Source organism: Xanthomonas sp. BRIP62409 (assembly GCF_003992965.1).
In the GTDB taxonomy this organism is placed as follows: Bacteria; Pseudomonadota; Gammaproteobacteria; order Xanthomonadales; family Xanthomonadaceae; genus Xanthomonas; species Xanthomonas euroxanthea.
Window position 1 is genome coordinate 79,501 of record NZ_QEZJ01000032.1, and the last position, 21,990, is coordinate 101,490.

At 66.8% G+C, this 21,990-nt stretch carries 19 protein-coding genes; 7 read left to right on the forward strand and 12 right to left on the reverse strand.

The window, feature by feature from the left end:
- Positions 1-68: 68 nt before the first annotated feature.
- The 3 genes from EO170_RS19600 to EO170_RS19610 form a co-directional block, all read right to left on the reverse strand.
- On the reverse strand, positions 69-2,783 hold the full coding sequence (locus tag EO170_RS19600; RefSeq protein ID WP_126947559.1) for a TonB-dependent receptor: 2,715 nt from the start codon (positions 2,781-2,783) through the stop codon (positions 69-71).
- A gap of 136 nt (positions 2,784-2,919) precedes the next feature.
- Positions 2,920-3,981: a phosphatidylinositol-specific phospholipase C1-like protein gene (locus tag EO170_RS19605; RefSeq protein ID WP_126947562.1), complete on the reverse strand. Its 1,062-nt coding sequence runs from the start codon at positions 3,979-3,981 to the stop codon at positions 2,920-2,922.
- A 245-nt stretch (positions 3,982-4,226) separates the two neighbouring features.
- Positions 4,227-6,185, reverse strand: coding sequence for an acetyl-CoA hydrolase/transferase C-terminal domain-containing protein (locus tag EO170_RS19610; protein WP_164741110.1), 1,959 nt, complete (start codon positions 6,183-6,185; stop codon positions 4,227-4,229).
- Positions 6,186-6,334: 149 nt separating this feature from the next.
- Here EO170_RS19610 and EO170_RS19615 point away from each other — a divergent pair, with 149 nt between their 5' ends.
- Genes EO170_RS19615 through EO170_RS19625 form a run of 3 tightly spaced genes read left to right on the forward strand, consistent with a single transcriptional unit; the run spans position 6,335 to position 8,575 of the window.
- Positions 6,335-6,703: a BlaI/MecI/CopY family transcriptional regulator gene (locus EO170_RS19615; RefSeq protein ID WP_126947566.1), complete on the forward strand. Its 369-nt coding sequence runs from the start codon at positions 6,335-6,337 to the stop codon at positions 6,701-6,703.
- A complete protein-coding gene (locus EO170_RS19620; protein WP_126947569.1) occupies positions 6,693-7,991 on the forward strand; it encodes a TonB family protein in 1,299 nt (432 codons plus the stop codon). Before EO170_RS19615 ends, EO170_RS19620 begins: the two co-directional genes overlap by 11 nt.
- On the forward strand, positions 7,991-8,575 hold the full coding sequence (locus EO170_RS19625; RefSeq protein ID WP_126947607.1) for a hypothetical protein: 585 nt from the start codon (positions 7,991-7,993) through the stop codon (positions 8,573-8,575). The genes EO170_RS19620 and EO170_RS19625 overlap by 1 nt, the downstream gene beginning before the upstream one ends.
- Before the next feature lie 18 nt (positions 8,576-8,593).
- On the opposite strand, the gene EO170_RS19630 is transcribed toward EO170_RS19625, so the two are convergent.
- The 9 genes from EO170_RS19630 to EO170_RS19670 form a co-directional block, all read right to left on the reverse strand.
- Complete coding sequence (locus tag EO170_RS19630; RefSeq protein WP_126947572.1) at positions 8,594-9,151, reverse strand: flavin reductase family protein; 558 nt, start codon at positions 9,149-9,151, stop codon at positions 8,594-8,596.
- Positions 9,152-9,197: 46 nt separating this feature from the next.
- Positions 9,198-9,812 carry a molybdenum ABC transporter ATP-binding protein gene (gene modC / locus EO170_RS19635; protein WP_104584829.1) on the reverse strand — a complete coding sequence of 205 codons (615 nt, stop codon included), beginning with the start codon at positions 9,810-9,812 and terminating at the stop codon, positions 9,198-9,200.
- Positions 9,812-10,498, reverse strand: coding sequence for a molybdate ABC transporter permease subunit (gene modB, locus EO170_RS19640; protein ID WP_179465302.1), 687 nt, complete (start codon positions 10,496-10,498; stop codon positions 9,812-9,814). The genes modC and modB overlap by 1 nt, the downstream gene beginning before the upstream one ends.
- A gap of 15 nt (positions 10,499-10,513) precedes the next feature.
- Positions 10,514-11,290 carry a molybdate ABC transporter substrate-binding protein gene (modA, locus tag EO170_RS19645; protein ID WP_115677399.1) on the reverse strand — a complete coding sequence of 259 codons (777 nt, stop codon included), beginning with the start codon at positions 11,288-11,290 and terminating at the stop codon, positions 10,514-10,516.
- A gap of 75 nt (positions 11,291-11,365) precedes the next feature.
- Positions 11,366-12,190, reverse strand: a complete 825-nt coding sequence (locus EO170_RS19650; RefSeq protein WP_115677398.1) for an MBL fold metallo-hydrolase — start codon at positions 12,188-12,190, stop codon at positions 11,366-11,368.
- Positions 12,191-12,203: 13 nt separating this feature from the next.
- The gene (locus EO170_RS19655; RefSeq protein WP_235858455.1) at positions 12,204-13,136 is read right to left on the reverse strand and encodes a S1/P1 nuclease; all 933 of its coding nucleotides are present in this window, start codon (positions 13,134-13,136) and stop codon (positions 12,204-12,206) included.
- A complete protein-coding gene (locus EO170_RS19660; protein WP_104648881.1) occupies positions 13,108-13,722 on the reverse strand; it encodes an OmpW family outer membrane protein in 615 nt (204 codons plus the stop codon). Before EO170_RS19660 ends, EO170_RS19655 begins: the two co-directional genes overlap by 29 nt.
- A 119-nt stretch (positions 13,723-13,841) precedes the next feature.
- Complete coding sequence (locus tag EO170_RS19665) at positions 13,842-14,465, reverse strand: OmpW family outer membrane protein (protein ID WP_119127524.1); 624 nt, start codon at positions 14,463-14,465, stop codon at positions 13,842-13,844.
- Positions 14,466-14,752: 287 nt separating this feature from the next.
- A complete protein-coding gene (locus EO170_RS19670; protein WP_126947575.1) occupies positions 14,753-15,265 on the reverse strand; it encodes an SgcJ/EcaC family oxidoreductase in 513 nt (170 codons plus the stop codon).
- 490 nt (positions 15,266-15,755) lie between these two features.
- On the opposite strand from EO170_RS19670, the gene gap reads away from it, so the two are divergent.
- From gap to EO170_RS19690, 4 genes are all read left to right on the forward strand, one after another.
- On the forward strand, positions 15,756-16,757 hold the full coding sequence (gene gap, locus EO170_RS19675; RefSeq protein WP_104534756.1) for a type I glyceraldehyde-3-phosphate dehydrogenase: 1,002 nt from the start codon (positions 15,756-15,758) through the stop codon (positions 16,755-16,757).
- Between the two features lie 217 nt (positions 16,758-16,974).
- A complete protein-coding gene (locus tag EO170_RS19680; RefSeq protein ID WP_115677300.1) occupies positions 16,975-17,445 on the forward strand; it encodes a hypothetical protein in 471 nt (156 codons plus the stop codon).
- Between the two features lie 183 nt (positions 17,446-17,628).
- A complete protein-coding gene (locus EO170_RS19685; RefSeq protein ID WP_126947577.1) occupies positions 17,629-20,403 on the forward strand; it encodes a DUF2339 domain-containing protein in 2,775 nt (924 codons plus the stop codon).
- Positions 20,400-21,752 carry a DUF3999 domain-containing protein gene (locus EO170_RS19690; protein ID WP_126947580.1) on the forward strand — a complete coding sequence of 451 codons (1,353 nt, stop codon included), beginning with the start codon at positions 20,400-20,402 and terminating at the stop codon, positions 21,750-21,752. The genes EO170_RS19685 and EO170_RS19690 overlap by 4 nt, the downstream gene beginning before the upstream one ends.
- Positions 21,753-21,990 lie beyond the last annotated feature (238 nt).

Sequence of the window (21,990 nt, forward strand, 5' to 3'; positions counted from 1 at the left end):
TTCGAGAGCAGTGCAAGCCCGGCCCCGCGGCGGCAGACATCGCGCCGCAGCTGTCTGCAGATCCGCCGTCAGTAGGTGTAGCCCAAGGTCAGCATGTACACCCGCCCAGTCTGCACATAGGCGCCGTCGGCACCGGGGTCGTAGGCCATGTAGCGCTTGGACCTGCCCTGGGTTTCGTAGAACGTGGCGGCATTGAGCAGGTTCTTGGCCGACACCCCCACATCGACGTGGTGCGGCAGATGATAGGTCGCAGTGAAGTCCAGCGATTTGACCGGTTGCAGATAATAGTTGAGCCGGTCGCTGGTCAGACCAAGCAGTTGCAGGCCGGTGTAGTTGTAGCTCAGGTCGGTGCGCAGATGCGTATCGTCGTAGAACAAATCCAGGTTGTAGATGCGCTCGGGTGCACGCGGCAGCCAGGTCTTTTCCGGTTGATCGCTGCGTTTGCTGTCCGCCTGGCTGTGCTGCAGCGTGAGGTTGGCGCTGACACCAACGTTGCTCCACAGTCCCGGCAGTCCCTGCAGGCGCTTGTTCGCTGCCAGCTCCAGTCCATACAGCGTTGCGGTGCCGCCGTTCTGCGGCATGGTCACCGGCACGCCGTTTTCGAAGGTGGTGCCGGTCGGTACCAGCCCGCCCAGCGTGTTGTCGTTGCTGGTGGCCGATTGCGAGGTGTAGATGAAGCCGGTGATGCGCTTGTAATAGGTCGATGCGCTGAGCACGCCGCCGCTGTGGTCGTAGAATTCGGCAGAGAGATCGGCATTGTCGGCCTTGCTCGGATGCAGGTCGGGATTGGGCTTGGAGATGCCCACCACCTGCTGGGTGTCGTCGATGGTGTACACCGTTTCGCCGGAAATCAGGCCGAATGCCGGGCGGCTGAAACTGCGGCGCAACGAGGCGCGGTAGACGGTGAGATCATCCGGGCGATAGTTGACGCTGATGCCTGGCAACACTTGTCCGTAGGTGCTGCCGGTGCCGACGAAGCTGCCGGTGCTGCCGTCGCCGCTGGACTGCCACGATTGTGCCGAATAGCGTGTCAGCTCGTAGCGCACGCCGGGCAGCACGCTCACCGAGCCGACATGCAGCGCGGCCATCGCATAACCGGAATAGATCGCCTCGGTGCTGGAGGTGGTGTTGGCGTTGTAGTCGTTGGCGGTATAGACACCGGCGCCGTTGGGATCGTTGACGTACTTGTAGGGCAGTGCCTGCGCGAGCATCCAGTTGCGGTCCAGCAGCTTGAACGGGCCGGCGTAGCGGCCATCGAAGGCGTTGTAGGTGACGCGGCCCGGGATCGCGCTCAGCGCTGGCCCGCCGGCGGTGGGGAATGCGTAGTTGGGGCCACCAAAGTAAGGCCCGTTGGTGACGAAGTTGCCGTCCTTGTGGAAGAACGGGTGATCGTAGGCGCCGCGATCGGAGTGGTCGGCAGACAGGCCGAGCTTGACGCTGTCCAGCACATCGCCATCGACCTGGTAGGTGATATCGGTGTGCGCGTTGATGCGGTTGTCGTGGCTGCCGGCGTCATGCCCCTGCACCTTCCACAACAACGAGGAATCCAGGTTGTAGAAGAAGTCCTGCAGGGCAGGCGTGCTCGGCGCGATGCTGGGATAGCGCGGGTTACTGAGATCGAAGGCGAAGCTGCCGGGCGTAAAGCCATACAGGCTGGCCGACACGTAGTCCGGGCGGCTGCGGGTGCCGCGACCGACCGAGCTGCCGTAGTCGAAGCGCAAGCGCTCCAGCGTGGTCTGGCCTCCCAGCTGCAGCGTCGCCAGTTTTTCGTCGATATCGTGCGTGTTGAAATAGCCGCCGCGCACCGCGGTGGGCTGGTTGCGATAGGTTTCCAGGCGCGCGCTGGATTGGTCCTGTTGTCCCGTGACGCCGTAGCTGCCGTAGACGGCACGCGCATACAGCGCGCTGTTGTCGCCTTGCCAATCCAGCGAGAGGTTGCCGCCGTAGCGCTCGATCTGGCTGGTGTAGAGGCTGTACTTGTAGCGGGTGCTGATCAACGGCCCGACATCGCGCAGGTCGGTTGCAGTGGCCAATGCGGGATCGGCCGGCAGGTACTTGCTATTGGGCGCCGGCGCCTGCGCCATGTTGTTGTTCTTGCCGTAATACGCCGATGCGTAGAGGCCGAAGGCATGGCCATCGCCGAATTTCCAGGCCAGCTCCTGCTGGAAGGTGCCGCCGGTGTGCTTGCCGCCCAGCTTCGAAGCCAGCGCGTTGAACTGGCCCCGCGCGGTGCTCTTGGCGTAGAGATCCTGGCCGAAGTCGAAGGCATTGGGCGTGCGCATGTCGATCGCGCCGCCGATCGAATCGCCGGGCATGTCGGGCGTGGGGGATTTGGACACCTGCACCGACTGGATGCCGAACGGCGCCAGCATGTTCAAGGAGATCGCACGGGTCGACGAATCGGTTTCCGGCATGCCGAAGCCGTTGAGCGTGTAGGCGTTGTAGCTGGCGTCCATGCCGCGAATGCTGACGTAGGCGTTTTCGCCGGTGGTGGCCTGGCCCAGATGCATGTCGCTGTATGCCGACAGGCCCGGCATATGCGAGACCACATCGGCGATGCCGCCCGAGGGGATCGCATCGATCTGCTGCTTGCTCATCACGCTGTTGACGCTGCTGGACAGGCGCTGTTCGTTGAGCGATCCCGGTGTGGCGGCGTGCTTGGCCTGCACGTTCACCGAATCCAGCGTGGTGGTGGCGGGCTCCGGCGTCTCGGCAAACGCAGGGGACGACAGCGCCAGCGCGATGGCGCAGGTCAGGCGATGGATGGTGCGGGGGTGCTGCATGCAGTTGGCTCGCGTGGTTGGAGAACGTGGGGTGCCCGGCCCTCGTGATGCGGGTACGGGCGTGCGTCGCCGACGCCTTCCTTTGCGACAGCGCTGTGCTTGGGGCCGGGATTGCGACGACGATCGCGATCGCGACTCAATGCCTGAGGTCGACGCCCGTGCAGTGCGCCTGCGCCAGCTGCGGATTGCAGCGTGCGACGGCATCGCCGTCGAAACGCACCACATAACCGTTGCCGGCCGGCTCGTGTGCGGGGAAGTCGGTGCTGAGCAATTGCGCGCCGCTGGCCAGCATGCGGTCGCGGCGGGTGGTGTCGTGTCGCAGCGCTTCCTTCAGGTCTGCGTCGGTCCGCGTGCGTACCAGATAGCCGGCTTTCACCAGCTGGGTGATCGTCTCGGCGGGGCCGTCGTTGAGTTCGGTGAACGCGGCATCGTCTTGGCCAGGCACGGCATTGGTGAAGCACACGCGTCCGCGCAGCGACGGATGCCCGGGCAGGTAGCTGGCACCGGCCGCACGTTGGTCCAGCAGGAACACCACCTTGCCGCGCGCCTGGTCCAACGCCGGCCAGCCGTGCGCACGCACCGCGGCGTCGAGCGTGGCTGCGCTGCCACGCACCTGATCGGGGCTGAGGTACTCGCCGGGTCGAAACACCGAACGCAGTTCGGCATCCAATGCATCCATCGCCGCCGCATCGAACAGCTCCGGCTGCACGGTCGGAAAGGCCAGTTGCATCGGCGCCTGCTTGGTTTCCAGCAGGATGAAGATCGGCACATGCCCGGGATGCTGCGTCGACCACGCGCGCACTTCCTGCAGGCAGGCGATCAAGGGCTGGCAGGTACTGCGCTGGTCCACATCCTGCACATGCATGACCTTGAAGCCCGGTTTGTCCATGACCCCGGCCGGTGCGCTTGGCGCTGCGGGTGGCAAGCCGGCCTTGGCGAGCTGCGCGACGATGGCCGGGTGCGCGTAGCGGCCGCCGTTGGCATCGGCGAAGACATCCAGTTCGAGTTGCCGGACACCATCGTCCAGTTGTTGCCTCAGCGGCGGATGGCGGTAATCCAGCGCCGCGAACAGCTCCGGACTCAGTTGTTGCAGCAGCGTCGCTTCGCTGGGGGCGAAGCCGGCGTGGTAGCTGTTATGGCTGCCGATGTATTGCAGGTCGGTGAGGCGGGGAGCGGCGTGCGCGGTCGCGCCGGCCATCAGCAGCAAGCCAAGACATGCAGCGTTGCGTATGTTGCTTCGCTTCGCACGCGATGGCTTCGTTCTGCGGTCATTGCGTGGATTCAACGCCGAAACAGCGGGGAGCAAGCGCATGCAGCCAGGCCGGAAAGAAGGTACCCGCCATCATCGAGGCCAAATCTGACGCAAGGCTTTCCGCCGTGTTGCCGTCGTGCGTCATATTGCGGAAAACGCGCCATGGCCTCGCGTCTCGCGACACGGACGGCTCAGTGCACTGCGGTTTTCCGCAAGGCATATGCCAGCAGCCGTGCCTGCACGCGCTCTGCACTGCTGCGTGGTGCATCCAGTGCCATCCGCTGCAGAGCGGCGGCACCGCTTGCATCGCCGGTATCGCGTGACAGCAGTGCGCGGCAGAGGGTCGTCAGCTTGGCGCTGTTGCCGGCCGTTGCGCGCTTGAGCCAGGTCAGGGCGCGCAGCACGCGCTGCTCGGCCTCGCTGAAGTCGCTGCCGAGCGGGTAGTCGGGCAGGCTGCCATCGTGACGGAACGGCGCCAGCGCCTGTTCCAGCGCCTGCGGTGTGTTGCGTCGTGCACGCGCAGGCAATGCAGGGTCGCCGCGCAGCTTGCGCGATGCCTTGGCGCTCGCCAGCAATGCGTCCTGGAAGCGTGCATCGCAGATGCCGGCCATCGCCAGCACGCAGTCCTGGTCGGTCTGGTGGCGCAGGTCGGCGATGCCGTACTCGGTGATGTACAGGTCGCGCAGATGGCGCGGGATGGTGGTGTGCCCGTAGTTCCAGCGCACATTGCTCGCTGCGTGCGCACCGGCATCGCGCGTGGCCCGCAGCATCAACGCGCTGCGCGCCTGCGGCAAGGCATGCGCCATCGCCACGAAGTTGTATTGGCCGCCGACACCGGAGACCACACGGCCATCTTCCAGCCCGTCGGACACCGCCGCGCCGAGCGCGGTGGCCATCATGCAGGAGTTGAAGAAGCGCGCATCGCGGCGTTGCAGGCGCTCCAGCGTTTCATTGCCGCCATACAGCTGGTTGATCTGGCTGATGCGGCGCATGCCGATGGCATCGCGCGTCTCCGCGTCCAGATCGCGCAGCCAGCGGTAAAAATCCGGCGAGCCGAGATAGAACGCGCCATGCAGAAACTCGCCTTCGCGTGCCAGGCGCGCGTGATCGGCCGCGTCGGCGCCACCGTCGGCGATGCGCTGCATCAGCGGCAGATCATCGTGCACCTTGCGGCGGATCACGCCGCAGTCCACCAGCTGCTTGAAACCTTCATTGAGCATTTCGCTGCAGCCATACAGGCCGGTCTCGAACGGCGCCAGGCCACCGCTGGCGCGCACGGCAGGGTGTTGTTCCAGTTCCGGGTCCAGCGCATGCAGCACACGCCGATAGGTGGCGTTGTCGGTGTGTCGCAAGACCAAGGCATGGCTCAGCGCATCGGCCAGGGTGCCGATGCCGATCTGCAAGGTGCCGCCATCGCGGACCAGCGTGCTGGCATACAGACCGATGGCGTAGTCGACGCTGTTCACCGGTTGCCTGGGCAGGCCGAACAGGCGCGGCGACGGACCGGGCAGGTCGATGACCAGGTCGAAGAAGGCCTCCTCCACCGCCGCGGTGCCACCGATCCACGGCAGTTGCGTGTCCACTTCCGCCACCAGCATGGGGCGCGGTAGGCCAAGTGCCTGCACCGCATCCAGCGTGTCCTGGGTGATGTCGTTGTTGCACGACAACGACAGCCGCGTGCCGCCCGGTTCGCGCGCCACTTTCTGCACGATCAGGTTCGGTGCGCGCTGCGCCACTGCGGCAGCAGCGTGGGTGTAGTTGAGACTGGTGTAGTCGGCCTGCGCCTGGGTGGAGTGCAGCAGCCCGCCGGACTGCATGTAGAACTCTTCCACCTGCACATGCGCCGGCAGTGCATCGCGCAGCATGTCATCGACATAGGCAAGGCGCGGGAAATCCTCGCCGAAATGGCGCGCGATGAACGGGGCCGCAAAGCGCGCCTCCAGCCCCGTGCCCGGCTTGGGCGGGTTGAGCGACAACGCGGTATACAGCGCCAATGGCCGCGTGGGCGTGTGCTTGAGCTGCGCATATAGCGCGTTCAATAGCCGGTGTGGCTTGCCGATGCCCAGCGGCGCGCCGACACGCAGCGGGCCGTCGAGGCGTTGCAGGATGTGCGCAACAGCGCTGGGCAGGTCGGTCAGGTGGTCAGTCATCGGTGCAGGGTAGCCGAGGCGATGGCGGGGTGGTTACCGGGCTGCCGACAAGACCGGGTTGATGCACCCGTTGCCGCAAGGCTGTTGGGACGGGCTTGACAGGCTAAAGTTTTACATGCGTAATCGATAAAAATTACGGATGTAATCGCATGCCGATCAGCGAAGCCGAAGCAGTGGTGATGCAGGTGCTCTGGGATGCGGCGCCGCGCAGCGCCGACGACGTGGTCGCCGCGCTGGCTGCCCACAGCAACTGGGCCGAGCCGACGGTGAAGACCCTGCTCAACCGCCTGCTTGGCAAGGGCGCCATCCGCGCGGTGAAAGAAGGGCGGCGCTATCTCTACTCGCCGGTGCTGGCGCGCGAGCAGTGGGTGCAGCAACAGAGCGAGGGGTTGCTGCAACGCCTGTTCGGTGGGCGGGTGGCGCCACTGGTGGCGCATTTCAGCGAGCGCGGAAAACTCAGCGCGTCCGATATCGCGGAGCTGAAACAACTGATCAAGGAGCTGGACGATGAACCCTGAGCCCTGGGTCCTGGTGTCGCGCGCGACGCTGTACATCACCGTCGCGCTGCTGGTCTGCCTGTTCCTGCGTCGCCCGCTGCGCAAGCTGTCGGGTGCCACCGCGGCGTATGCGATCTGGTCCTGCGTCCCGCTGGCCCTGGTGGCGGCCGTGTCGCCAGGGCCGTCTCTCGGCGTGGCGGTGCCGAGGTTACCGGCGCTGACTGCCCTGCCGGCGCTCTCCAGCGTGCAGGGCCAAGGTCAGGCGTGGGCAAGCTGGCTGGCGGCAGCGTGGCTGGGCGGCGCGGTGGTGATGGCGTTCGGAGTGTGGACGCGGCAACGGCGCTTCCTGCGCCGCCTGGGTCCGTTGCACCGGCTCGACCACCGGCTCTGGTCGGCCACGCACGATGTCGGCCTTCCTGCATCGCTGGGACTCTGGCGTCCGCGCATCGTGGTACCGGCCGATTTCAGCGTGCGCTACGACGCCGATGAGCGTGCGCTGATCCTGGCGCATGAGCGCATGCATCTGCGGCGCGGCGATCTGCATGCGAATCTGCTGGCAGCGCTGATGCTCTGCATCTGCTGGTTCAACCCGCTGATGCATCTGGCCTGGCGTGCGTTCCGGCTGGACCAGGAACTGGCCTGCGATGCGGCCGTGCTGGCGCAACATCCGGGCAAGCGCCGCAGTTACGCCACGGCCATGCTCAAGACCCAGCTTGGTGCCGGTTCCACGCAACTGGCCTGTCATTGGGCTGCGTCGCCTCCGTTGGCGCAACGGATCGCGGCACTGCGCGGTTTACCCGCAGCTGCCGGGCATGCGCGCTGGCGCGTGGTGATGGTGCTGCTGCTGGCGGCGACGATCAGCACCGCTGCCTGGGCCGTGCAGCCGGCGCGCATTGCGTTGCCGGCACACCCGGCGCCGGCGGCGGGCAACGCGGTGGATTTTTCCTTGATGCAACCGCCGAGGTATCCGGCAGCCGCAGTCGACGGCGGTATCGAGGGCTTTGTCGAACTGCAGATTGAGGTCGACCCTGGCGGCGTACCGCAGCACATCGCCATCGTGCAGAGCACGCCGGCCGGTGTGTTCGATCAAGCGGTGCTGGAGGCAGCGCGTCATTGGCGGCTGACACCTGCGTCTGCACATGGCAGGGCGATTGCTTCCACGGTGCGCGTGCCGGTGAAGTTCGAACTGGATGCGCCGGAGCAAACGTCCACGGCTGCCGATGCCGGCGCAGCGCACCCGGATGCGCCAGCGTCCAGCCGTCTTGCCGGGTGTGCCCCGGCAGGCTGCGCAATGCAGGAGAAGCCGTGATGCGATTTACTCCGATATGCACTGCAGCCCTGGCGCTGTCGCTCGGCGCATGTGCAACGCAAGGCGTGCAGGAACAGCAGCGCAGCCAGCGCGAAGATTCGGTGGACCAGCGCATGCTGAGCGCGCAGTCGGGCGGTGAAGGCGGCGGCTCCATCCGGTCTTACACGCTGGCGCCGGCACAGCGTTTCCGGATGCCGCGCGCACTGCGCAGCGATGCGCCGGTGCTGCCGGCCGACTCGCCACGGCAGACACTGCCGCCGACCACCGTATGCGCGCATGTGATCCTGGCCGCCGACGGCGCGGTGCAGCGCGTCGACCCCATGTCCGATCGCGACGAATGCGCGGCCGGTCTGCTGCCGGACAACGCCGATCTGCTGCAGGCGGTGCGTACCACGGTGCAGCAATGGCAGTTCGTTCCGGCCGCACTGTGCACGTTTGCCGCCGGCGTGGCACAGCCGACGGCACTTGACGACTGCAGCGGCGCGATCAGCGAGGAACCGGTACCGGTGACGCTGTCGTTCGCGTTCACCTTCGAAGTACGGCAGGGCAAGGTCAGCGTGCGGCAGGGCAAGGTGGCGCAATGAGCATGCGCATCGCTGTCATCAGAGCATTTCAGGTGCGAACAGGCGCCGCCGCGAGACTTCTTTGCCAGACAGCATGAAGCGGCCATCGCCGCGGTAGTGCACCGTCCTGGGCAGCGCAGGCCGCCTGGCCACCTGCGCGCTCACCACTTCCCAGACAAAGAGGGCGTGGCGGTTGATCTGCCGCCCGTCGTGCAGGCGGCATTCGAAACTGGCGTAGCACTCGGCGATGGCTGGCGCCGCAACCCGCTGGCCGGGGACGGCAGTCAGCCCGAAATGGTCGAACTTGTCGATCTGGGCACCGCTGCTGTTGCCAATGCCGATCACGGTGTCGAGCAGCTCGGCCGTCGGCAGGTTGATCACGCATTGTTTGCTGCGCCGGACTAGTTCGAAACTGTGGTTGCCGGGAGCGATGCAGCAGGCAATCAGCGAGGGCGAAAACTCCAGCACCATATGCCAGCCCATGGTCATGATGTCGCGTTGGCCCTTGTGGGCCGAGCTCACCAGCACCACCGGCCCGGGTTCGAGGAAGCGGCGCGCCTGCTCCACCGGGAATGCATGTTTCCGATACTGTTTCATCGGCATACCAGCTGATTGGATGTGGCGATCGACGGTGTCGATGCGCTCATTCCAGCACATGCACGCTATCGGCGATGCGCTGCACCTCGTCGGGATTGTGGCTGACATACAGCATCGGCAGGCGGATCTCGTCGCGCACGCGCTGCAGGTAGGGAATCAGTTCTTCGCGGCGCGCCTGATCCAGTGCCGACAAGGGCTCGTCGAACAACAGGATCGCCGGTTGCGACAACAAGGCGCGGCCGATCGCCACACGCTGCGCTTCGCCTCCGGAGAGATTGCGTGGCCGGCGTTGCAGCAACGGCGCGATACCCAGCAGCGCCACCACGTCGTCGAAGCCGAATGGCGCCGCGCCTCGGGCGTGCCGGCCATAACGCAGGTTGCGGCGCACATCCAGATGCGGAAACAGCCGCGCATCCTGAAACACGTAGCCGATCCTGCGCCTGTGCGTGGGCAGGTCCACGCCTTGCCGGGCGTCATACAGGCAGCGCCCGTCGATGCGGATATGCCCGGCCTGCGGCCGCACCAAACCGGCGATTGCGTTGAGCACCGTGCTCTTGCCCGCGCCGGAGGGGCCGACCAGGGCCACCACACGGGCCTGGTCCTGGATGTGGACATGCCGTTGGAAATTGCCGCGCTGCAGGTGCAGGTCGATATCGAGCATCAGCCGTCCTCGCGCGGATGCGGTCTGCGCACCAGCCACTCGGACAGCAGCAGCGCCGCCAGCGAGATCGCCAACGCAACGCCGGCCAGCCGCCACACACCCGATTCCATGCCCGGCACCTGCATCAGCCCGTAGATGGCCGACGACAAGGTCTGGGTTTCGCCAGGGATATTGGACACGAAGGTGATGGTCGCGCCGAATTCGCCCAGGGCCTTGGCGAACGCCAGCACCATGCCGGCCACCAGGCCAGGCCAGGCCAGCGGCAAGGTGATGCTGAAGAACACCCGCCACGGGCCCGCGCCCAGCGTGGCGGCGGCCGCTTCCAGGCGACGATCGGTCGCTTCGATGGACAAGCGGATCGCGCGCACCATCAACGGGAACCCCATCACCGCGCATGCCAGCGCCGCACCGGTCCAGCGGAATGCGAACTGGATGCCGAGGTGCTCCAGCAGCCAGCTGCCGACCGGCCCCTGCGTGCCCAGCACCACCAGCAGCGCGTAACCGGTCACCACCGGTGGCATCACCAGCGGCAAATGCAGCAGGGCATCCAGCAGCGCCTTGCCCGGGAAGCGCCGCCGCGCCAGCAGCCAGCCACAGGCGATGCCTGGCGGCAGGCTGGCGACGGCCGCAACGATGGCGACCTTGAGACTCAGGCCGATCGCGGTCAGCTCCTGCGGGGTGAACATCGACAACGGCGCGCCTCAATCCTGCAACGAAAAACCACGGCGCACGAAGATCGCCCCGGCCGGCTTGCTGCCCAGCCACTGCACGAACGCGGCGGTGCCGGCATTGCTGCTGTTCTTCAACGCGGCAACCGGATACACGATGGCCTCGTGGCTATCGTCGGGGAAGGTGGCAACCACGCGGACCTTGGGGTCGGCGCGTGCATCCGAGCCGTACACGATGCCCAGCGGCGCCTCCCCGCGCGAGACCAGCATCAACGCGGCGCGCACGCTTTCCGACTCGGCCAGGCGATTGCTCACGCCGTCCCAGTGGCCGAGCTTGCGCAGCGCTGCGGCGGCATACTTGCCCGCCGGCACGCTGTTGGTCTGGCCCACCGCCAGCCGACCGCGCTCGCCGAGCGCCCTGGCAATTGCGCCCGGCTGGCGCGGATCCACGCGCAGCCTGCTGCTGGCCGGGGCGATCAACACCAGGGTATTGCCGAGCAGGTTGTGACGCTGCGCCGGCAGCACCAGGCCGCGCTGCTGCAGATAGTCCATCCATTCCAGGTCGGCCGAAAAGAACACGTCTGCCGGTGCGCCTTGCTCGATCTGGCGTGCCAGTGCAGAGCTGGCGGCGTAGGAGACGCGCACGGGCGTGCCGGTCGCCTTCTGGTAGGCGGCCGCGGCCTCGTCCATGGATTCCTTCAGGCTTGCCGCAGCAAACACCGTCACCGGCGCGGTCTGCGCCGTGGCCAGGACGGGCAGGGCAAGCATCAGCACGCAGAACGCGCGCTGCCAAAAACCGATCGTGCGCATGGGGGGCTCCAGCAGGGTCAGGCACCGATCATAGCGGCTGCGCGCGATGCGCCGCGTGGCGGCCACGCTGACGCGTCAGCGAACCACTCCGTCACAGCGGCCGGCCTGCAGATTGGTCTGCAATGCCGGCCGGATCAGCCTGGGCTCGGGCAGCGTGGCATCGCGTGCCTGGCGCTGCGCCACGAACGCATCGACCTCCACGCCATCGCGCACATGGATATTGCTGCGCCGCTGTTCGCCGATGCTGGTCTGGTAGGCCACGTCGCGGCCGCCCGGGCCGTAGTCATGGCAGACGAACACGCGCGTGTCCTCCGGCAGTGCGTACATGCGCTGGATCGAGGCAAACAGTTGCCGTGCATCGCCACCGGGGAAATCGCAGCGCGCGGTGCCGGCGTCGGGCATGAACAACGAATCGCCGGGGAACAGCGCATCGCCGATCAGATACGCGATGCTGTCGCTGGTATGCCCGGGCACCGCGATGACACGTACCTGCAGCGTGCCCAGGGCGAAGCGCTCGTCATCGGCGAACAGGTGATCGAACTGCGAGCCATCGGCACGGAAGTCTTCCGGCAGCGCGTAGTGTGGCGCGAGCGTCTGCTGCACGTCCCGAATGCCGTCGCCGATGCCGATGCGTGCCTGTGGCCAGTGCTGTTTCAGCCACTGCGCGGCAGACAGGTGATCGGCATGCGCATGGGTTTCCAGCAGCCACTGCACCTGCCAGCCGCGGTGGGCGATGGCATCGACGATCGCCTGCGCGGCGCGCGTGCCGACCGCGCCGCTGTCGGCCGCATAGTCCAGCGCCGGGTCGATCACCGCTGCCGCCCCGGTCGCCGCGTCAGCGGCTACATAGGTGAAGGTGTTGCTGTCGGCGTGGAAGAACGCAAGCACCTCGGGCTGCATCGGCGTCTCCATCTCAGTGCGTGGCCAGCGCCGCGTTGAGCACGGCAGCCAGTCGGTCGCCAGCCTCGCGCAATTGCGTCTCGGCAACCGGACGATAGGTCGCGATGTAGCCGTCCGGCAACACGTGCTTGTCCGGATAAACGCCGGGCGTGATCGCGATCCTGCAGGAGGCCTGCGCCCAGGCCGCAGCCGGCGGTGGCAGCACCGGCGATGTCGCCGCGGTCGCCGGCAACGCCAGCAGGCGTTGCAGATACGCGTCGTCATCAAGCTGGCGGTCGTTGAGCATGCCGCTGTCCCACAGCGCATGCAGGTTGCTGCCCTTGCCAGCGACCTGCAGCTGGAATGCATTGCCGCCCTTGTCGTGCGCGTAGCCGGCATGCATCGGCTGGTGGATGTCGCCGACAAAATGCACCACGAACTTCAGGGCCTGCCGACGCACGTCCAGGGGCTGGCTGCGATCGGCAAGCAGCGCGGTCTGCCGATCCAGCGCGGCGATCACGCAGTTGCCGTCCGGGCAGTCGCGCGGCGGCTCGTACGTACAGTCGTGCTCGCCGAGATTGACGTAATGCCACGGGCCGGAGCGCTTGCCCAGGTCCGGATCATGCTCGCGCAATTCGTCGGCCCAGGTGGCGACACCGGCCAGTGTCGGATTGGCGTCGCCTTTCAGCAATTGCGCCACTTGTGCCCGCGCCTGCGGGCTCAGCTCGGTCTCGGCAATGCGCGCCACCAGGCGGTGGCCTTGCGGCCCCCAGGCGAAGGCGCTGATGGGCTGGAGTGCCGCGGCAACGGTTGCGGCAAGAAGGAGGAGGCGAGGGGAGAAGGTCTTCATCCGGCAATTGTACGCATCGGTCCGGGACGGTTTGATGGCTGTCCCGGTCCGACCACAGCCACGGCTCAGCGCGGCGTCTGCGGCAGGCTTAGAAATAGACCAGGTACGAGACGCCATAGGTCAGCGGATCGATCCGCGCCTTGCCCAGCCGGCTGCCATTGAAATCGACATTGCTGCGCGAATCGGTCCAGCGCGCATCCACCCGCAGGCCGCTGCGCTCGTTGAAGATGTAGTCCACACCGATATGTGCAGTGGCGCCCACCGAGTCGTCGAAGCGCAGGTCGCCGCTGCCGAAGGCGTCATCGACGTCCTCGCCGACAAACGTGGTGTAGTTGATGCCGACACCCACGAACGGCGACACCGTGCCGTAGCCGTTGATGTGGTACTGCAACAGCACGCTCGGCGGTACCGACCAGTAGCTGCCCACCTTGCCGACGCCCTCAAGCTCCAGATCGTGCTTGCCCGCTACCGCGGCATGCACCTCGATACCGAGATTGTTGCGCAGGAAGTATTCGTAGGTGAACGACAGCGTCGGGGCGCCCTTGATCTCGGCACGCGTGCCGCCGAAGCTGCCGCTGTCGGACTTGGGCGAGACATAGCCGGCGCCGTACCCCGTGGTCCAGTGGCCGGCCGATTGTGCAAGGGCGGGTGCGGCCGAGGCGGCCAGTGCGATGGCGAGGGCGGTACGGATCAGCATGCTCATGGAATCCCCGGATAGGTCGGACAGGCGGTCGACGTGGCCAACCTGTCCGCAACTCCGGCGGTGGATTCACGTCCCTGGACGCCAAGTGTGCCAGAGATGCATCGCGCACGCTGCCGGGCTCAGAAGCGGTGCACGTAGGCCAGGCCGTAGACCAGCGGGTCGATGTTGACCGTGCCGATGCGGCTGCCGTCGAGGCGCGCTTCGGTATCGATGTCGATCCAGCGCAGGTTCACCCGCAGTGCGCCGCGCTCGCTGAGCTTGTAGTCCACGCCTGCGTGCAGGGCCAGGCCCCAGGAGTCGTCCAGTTCCAGCTCGCTGCCGGCCAGCGCGCCACGCGTGTCGGTGCTGAAGAAACGGGTGTAGTTGATGCCCGCGCCAACGAACGGCGAGAGCTTGCCCTGGCTGTTGAAGTGGTACTGCAGCGAAATCACCGGCGGCAGATGCTTGGTGCTGGCGACACGTCCCAGACCGCGCAGCGCGATGTCGTGCTCGAACGGCAGCGCAGCCAGTACTTCGATGCCCAGGTTGTCGGCAATGAAGTATTCCGCAGTGAAGGTGGGCTTGATGTCCTTGCCGACGTCCGCTTCGAGCGTACCGCCGACCAGGCGGCCGTTATCGGATTTGGGAGCGACCTGGTGGGCACCGACGGCAACGGTCCAGTCGCCTTTGGATTGAGCCAGTGCGGGGACGCTGGCGAAGGCGGCGGCCAGGCCGGCGAGCAGAAGGGTAGAGCGCATGCGCATGGAAATTCCCGTTGTGTGCAGAGGATGGAAGAAGTCTTGGGGCTTTGCCCGATGGATGCCTTGATCCTGATCAATCGCTGCGCGCGCTGCCGCGACAGGTCATGCGCGGACGTGACCAGGGACCGGCACCGGCAGCAGCGATCTGCGCCGTGCCGGTGATCGCACCGGCGCATCGCTTCTGCGCTGCGATGCCAGGCGCCTGGCGCCAGCGGCGGCGGGGAAGGAACTCCGACGCCTGCATGCGCGGGGGAGCCGGCAGCGAGCGGATGGCGGCAGGGATCGCGCACTTACCTGGCCTTGGCGAGCTTGGGCGCATCCACTTCCGGCATCGCCGAGCTGTGGTGGTTGATGATCAGCCACTTGTCGTCGCGCTTTTCGTACACGAAGGTGTAACGCGCCTGCACCTTGCTCTGCTTGCCGTCCTTGTCGGTCAGCGTGAAGGTATAGACGCCGGCATCCACTGCGCTGTCGTCATCGAGCACGCGCACGGTGCGGTAGTTGACGACGCCCTGCGGCTTCTTGGTCAGGAACATCGCGAAGTATTTTTCGATCTGCGCACGCGAGGCGCGCACCTCGTTGGAGACGGTCGGCAGCAACACGCCGTCCGGCGCGTACAGATCGGCCACCTTGTGCGGGTTGCCAGTGGCCAGCGCCGCGTTCCAGGTGTCGAACAGCGCAGCGACTTCGCGCGCTTCGCCATCGGTGGGCAAGGTGGCCTTGTCGGTGTAGTGCATCACGCCGCCAGCCAGCGCCGGGGTGGCGGCCAGTGCCAGGACCAGAGAGAGAAAGGTGCGACGCATGGGGGAATCTCCGTTGTGATGGATGGGTGCCTCAGCAGGCACGGCCAGTATCGAAATCCACGGAGCGCCGAAATGCTGCTGTTCGGCATATGCATCGATACGCCCTTCAGCGTATCGATGTGAAACTTAAGTAATTGAAATAAATTGGAAATTTCGAAGAAAAAAGGCGTATTCCCGATTGCCGCGTCCGTGCCGCACCTCAGATCGTCACGGGCCCTCAAGTCAGGCAGGCGTCAGCCCATGCCGCATCGTGCTTGCAGCGCCGAACTCATCACCTTGTCGATTGACGGCACCCGCACAGCGTGCCCACCTTTCGATTCCCGATTCCCGATTCCCGATTCCCAATCCCCACCCCGCATGCACCACGGCACAACGTCCTGGCGCCACATGCCGCAGCGCTGGCTGCAGCACGGCTGCGGGAGTGCGACGCTGCTAGAATGGCGGTCCCTTTCCATCCGCCGCGCCATCGCGGCCGCAGGAGCTAGTGAACATGGCAATCAAGGTTGGCATCAACGGATTCGGTCGCATCGGCCGCAACGTGCTGCGCTCTGCGGTGCAGAACTTCGCCAATGACATCGAGATCGTGGCCATCAATGACCTGCTCGAGCCCGATTACCTCGCCTACATGCTGCAGTACGACTCGGTGCATGGCCGCTTCAAGGCCGATGTGTCGGTCGACGGCAACACGCTGATCGTCAACGGCAACAAGATCCGCCTGACGCAGGAGCGCGACCCGGCCAACCTCAAGTGGGATGCGGTCGGTGCCGACGTGGTGATCGAGTCCACCGGCCTGTTCCTGACCAAGGAAACCGCGCAGAAGCACATCGACGCCGGCGCCAAGAAGGTGATCCTGTCGGCACCGTCCAAGGACGACACGCCGATGTTCGTGTTCGGCGTCAACGACAAGACCTACAAGGGCGAAGCGATCGTCTCCAACGCCTCGTGCACCACCAACTGCCTGGCGCCGCTGGCCAAGGTGATCAACGACAAGTGGGGCATCAAGCGCGGCCTGATGACCACCGTGCACGCGGCCACCGCGACGCAGAAGACCGTGGACGGCCCGTCGAACAAGGATTGGCGCGGCGGGCGCGGCATCCTGGAGAACATCATTCCGTCCTCCACCGGTGCCGCCAAGGCCGTGGGCGTGGTGATTCCCGAGCTCAACAAGAAGCTGACCGGCATGAGCTTCCGCGTGCCGACCTCGGACGTGTCGGTGGTCGACCTCACCGTCGAGCTGGAAAAGCCGGCCACCTACGCCGAGATCTGTGCCGAAGTAAAGGCGCAGAGCGAAGGCGCCTTGAAGGGCGTGCTGGGTTACACCGAAGACAAGGTCGTGGCCACCGACTTCCGCGGCGAAACCTGCACCTCGGTGTTCGACGCCGACGCCGGCATCGCGCTGGATTCGACCTTCGTCAAGCTGGTGTCCTGGTACGACAACGAGTGGGGCTATTCCAACAAGTGCCTGGAAATGGTGCGGGTTGTCGCGAAGTAAACCTCGCGCCTAGGCGACGAGTGAAGGCCCCGGCATGCCGGGGCCTTTCGTTTTGTATGTGCCGGAACGTGACGTGTGCTGATGCCGTCACCGCGTCGTCGGCAGTACGGGAAGTGGACTTTGCGAGGCCCACGTGCGCTAATTTGCGGGCACGGCGGTCGTTCCCGTGTCGTGTACGAAGGATCGGGGAACTCCATGGATCGAGAGAACACAACTCATGAGTAAATTTCTGGCGGGCGTATTGGCGCTCGGTGTGGTGATTGCGGTGTCGGCTCCGTCGACCACGTGGGCCGCGAAAAAGCAGACCGGTACGCCGGCCTGGATGAATGCCGATGGCGAGGTGATCAAGTCGGCCGATGTCGAGGCGGGCTATGGCGAAACGGTCAAGGGCATCAACGATTACGAAGGCGAGATCACCGGCAAGCCGGCGCCTGACAGCAAGTTCACCCAGCTGAAGATCGGCATGCCGATGAAGCAGGTCACCGACCTGATTGGTCAGCCCAACGATCAGGGTTCCTACGTGACCGGCAAGGCGTTCATCCCGTTCTTCTTCGGCGGCGACCGCTACCGGTATGAGATGGCCTACAAGGGCCAGGGGCGTCTGGTGTTCGCTGGCAAGTCGATGGACACCGGCGGCAACCTGATCTGGATCATCCATAACAAGAACGACAGCGGCTACCGCGAATGATGTTCAAACGCCCGGTTCTACCGGGCGTTTTTCTTGGGGGCATGTCCATGCCTGTAGCCATTGCGTGCCGGTGCCGCCAACGGCAGCGCGTCGCTGCGCTTCAGCCAGGGATTGGCTGCCCAGACGCGCCCTGAGCCTGTATGGTTCGCGCATTCGGCCGGATGCCGACTCAGGGGTTATGCGTTGGAAACGATGATTGTGTCGGTGGTGCTGTTGCTGCTTGCGGTGCCGGTAGGGTTGGTGATTGCCCTGGTGTGGATCGCCGGGCTGCGGCGGCGCGTGGATGCGCTGGAACAGCGGCTTGCGCAATGGCAGGCCAGCGGCGCAGGCGGCGCGGACGCGGCGGCGGTGCACAGGCCAATGCAGTCGCCAGTCGGTACATGGGGGGCGCAAGAGGCGTCCGACCTCGGCCTGTCTGGGTCTGGCGCCGCTGAGCGGCCTGCCGCCGCAGATGTGCACGCTGCGCCGTCGCCGGTCGCGCCGATGCCGAGACCGATGCCGCCATCATTGCCCGCACAGGCGCCCGCATCTGCTACGGCACGCAGCGCAGTCCAAGCACCGCCCCTGGCCGCTGCGCCTGCGGAATTCGAGCAGCAAGCGCACGACGTCCCGTCCGGACCAGGCCCGCTGGCGCGCGCGGCCAGCGCAGTGAAGCGCTGGTTCACCGAAGGCAACGTGCCGGTCAAGGTCGGCATGCTGGTGTTGCTGGCCGGTGTGGCGTCGCTGTTGAAGTACGCCAGCGACCAGGGCTGGATGCGCATGCCGATCGAGCTGCGGCTGGCCGGCATCAGTGTGTTGGCGCTCGCCGGCCTGGTCCTGGGCTGGAAGCAGCGGCTGCAGCGGCCCGGCTTTGCGTTGGCGTTGCAGGGCGGGGCCATCGGCGGCTTGCTGCTGACGGTGTTTGCCGCGTTCAAGTTGTACGGGCTGCTCGGCGCAGGCCTGGCGATGGGCATCAGCGTGGTGCTGATTGCCGGCATGTGCGTGCTGGCGGTGGTGCAGGATTCGCGCACGCTGGCGGTGCTGGGGGTGCTGGCCGGCTTCCTTGCGCCGATCTGGCTGTCCACCGGCAGCGGCAATCATGTCGCGCTGTTTGCGTATTACGCGGTGCTCAACGCCGGCATCGTGGCGATCGCCTGGACGCGCCCGTGGCGGGTGCTGAACCTGCTCGGATTCGCCTTCACCTTCGGCATCGGCACGCTGTGGGGCGCGCTGCAATACACCCCGGCGAAATTTGCCACCACCGAGCCGTTCCTGCTGCTGTTCTTCGCCATGTATGTGGCAATCCCGGTCCTGCACGCGCGCCGTGGCGATGGCAGTGCGGGCAAGCGCATCGACGGCAGCCTGTTGTTCGGCACCCCGCTGGTGGCCTTCGCGTTGCAGGCGCGCCTGCTGGATGGTGAACGCCTGCCGTTGGCGCTGTGCGCGTTGGCGGTGGCTGCGCTGTACGCGGGTCTGGCCCGCTGGTTGCTGCGGCGTGCCTCCACGCGTCTGCTGGGCCAGGCGCACGCGATGCTGGCGGTCGGTTTTGCCACCCTGGCCGTACCGCTGGCACTGTCGGCGCGTGCCACCGCCAGCGTCTTTGCGCTGGAGGGTGCCGGTCTGCTGTGGCTGGGGCTGCGGCAACGGCGTCGGATCTCGCAGTTCAGCGGGGTGGCATTGCAGTTGCTGGCGGCGGTGGGTGTCGCCTTCGGTGTGGATGCCTGGCGTTACGACGCGGTGGCGGTAGCCAATGCCACCTGCATGAGCACCCTGCTGCTTGCACTGGCCGGCTGGGCCAGTGCCTGGTTCCTGCGCGATGCAGGGCAGCCGCGCCGCGCGCTGGTGGCGTATCTGTGGGGGCTGGGCTGGTGGACGCTGTGCGGCGTGCACGAGATCCTGCGCTTTGCCGGCGATCTGCGCAGCGAGCCGGATCTGCTGCTGGGTTTTGTCGCGCTCACCGTGTGGCTGGCCGCCGAGGTGCATCGGCGTCGCCCGGCAACGGCGCTGGTGTGGACGGCGATGGCCGGGCTGGCGCTGGCTGCGCCGTTGGCGCTGTGGCAATGCCATGCGCATACGCAACCGTTCGCGCATTGGGGGGCGCTGGCCTGGTTGGCGTTTGCCGTGGTAGGCACGCGCGCGCTGTGGTGCCTGCGCAGGCAGCACGGCGCAGGCGCCGTGGCCGCGCAGTTCATCTGGTGGCTGCTGTGGCCGTTGGTGGTGTCGCTGGGCGTGGCGTGGCTGGCCGACACCTTCATGCTGGCAAATGGCTGGCGTTGCGCCTTGCTGGCCGCGCCCTGGTTGGGCGTGGCGGCAGTGGGGCTGTTGCGCTGGCCGTGGCTGGCGTGGCCGCAAGGCGCCGGCTTCGATCGGGCACGCAACCCGTTGCTGGGCGGTGTGTTCGCGGTGCTGGGCAGCGGTTGGCTGATCGTGCTGCTGGACCCGATGAGCGCCGCGCCGTTGCCGTGGCTGCCCTTGCTCAACCCGGCCGAGCTGGCGCAACTGGCGGTGCTGGCCCTGCTGGCGCGGTGGGCGTGGTCCGCGCACGCGCTCTTGGTCGTGCGGCGGTGGCGGGTGACTGCGCTGGGTGTCCTGGGCTGGGCCCTGGTCACCGGCAGCACCCTGCACAGCGTGCATCACTGGGGTGGCGTGGCATGGGACGCCGGCTTGATCGGCGCGACCCTGTCGCAGACCAGCCTGACCATCGTGTGGAGCGTGCTGGGCGTGCTGGGCTGGGTGATCGGCTCGCGGCGCGGTCAGCGTGGGCTGTGGCTGGGCGGTGCGTTGCTGATGGGCCTGGTGCTGGCCAAGCTGGTGCTGGTCGACCGCCAGTATCTGGGCAATCTGCTTGGCATCGGCTCGTTCATGGCCTATGGCCTGTTGTGCACCGTGGTGGGCTACCTGGCACCGGCGCCGCCGCGCCAGCCGGTGGCCGATGCGCAGGCCGTCGGAGACGATGGCGTCGACAAGGAACAGGCATGAAATCGAGGCAATGGGGATGGCTGCTGCTGGTGCCGCTGATGGCGCAGGCGGCCGATGTGCGCCAGGACTATCGGCAACAGTGGCCGCTGCAGGTGGCCGGCTCGGACGCCGGCCTGTATCAGCTGCGCTTGAACGCAGCGATCTATCGCGGCGCACAGGACGCAGGGCTGCGCGATGTCACGGTGATCGATGCGCGTGGCGAGGAAATGCCGGCCGCGCTCTTGCCGGCGGATGCCGCGCCGGCTGCCGCGCCGCGTCGGCAACGCCTGCCCGTGTTTGCGCTGCCGGCCGGTGCGGCGCCTGCCAACGGCGATCTGCAGCTGATCGCCGAACGCGATGCCAGTGGCGCGGTGCGGCGGCTGGAAGGCCGTTTTGCCACCGGCGCCGCTGCAGGTGCCGGTGGCAGCTGGCTGATCGATGCCAGCGCATTGGGTGATCGTCCGCGTGCGCTGTGGCTGGACTGGGACGGCAACACGCCGGTGCAGGCGCGGCTGCGTGTGGAAGGCAGCGACGATCTGCGCGACTGGCGCGTGCTGGCCGCCGATGCCACCGTGATGGCGCTGGACAACCAGGCGCAGCGTCTGCAGCAACGCCGTATCGCGCTGGACGAGGGCGCGCGCTATCTGCGCATCGTGCCGGTGTCGGGCGCGCTGCCGGCCTTGCGCGCGGTCGATGCGGAACTGGACGGCGTCGCTGCGCCGCTGCAATCGCAGTGGCTGGAGTTGCCGGGCACCGCACAGGACAAGGCGGTGCTGTATGCCTTGCCCGGGCGCTTTCCGGTCACCCAGGTCGATGTCAGCGGCGGTCAGGCCGAGGCGGTCGAATGGATCGTGGAAAGCCGTGATGCCGATGACGCGCCGTGGCTGCGCCGCGCCGGGCCGTGGTTGGCGTATCGACTCGGTGCCGGCAACGCCGCCGCGTCCCCGCCGCAACAGCTGTCGGCCCCGGTGCGTGATCGCCAATGGCGCTTGCTCGCCGCACAAGGCCGCAGCACCGCGAGGCCGACGCTACGCGTGGGCTACCAGCCGGAGCGGATGATGTTCCTCGCCCAGGGGCAGCCGCCGTATGCCGTGGTCGCGGGTAGCGCGCGCGTGCAACGCGGTGACGCGCCACTGGCCTCGATGCTGCAGGCGCTGCGTCGCGAACGCGGCGCGCAGTGGCAACCGGCGCCTGCCAGCATCGCCGCGCAGGCGCAGCCGCTGGCCGGCGATGCCGCACTGCAGCCGGCCGCCACGCCGCGCGACTGGAAGCGTTGGTTGCTGTGGGGGCTGCTGATCGGCGGCGCCGTGCTGGTCGGTGGTTTCGCCGTGAGTCTGCTGCGCAGCCCGGCGGCCAATCGCAGCCCCTGACGACCTCGCACGTCGCACGGCGGTTTGCCGCTGCGGCGCGAAGGTCCGACAATGGGCATCCCCCGTCGCCAAGGCAGCCGCATTGCCCGTCGTCCTCGACCGACCATCCCCCGCATCGTCAGCCGTATGGGCGGCGATATGCGCGGCAGGCAAGCTGCAATCTCCGCGACCTGCACGCGGGCGCAACGCCAGCGTGCAACGGCTGCCCCACGCCATCCATCCGCGCAGCGCCCAGACA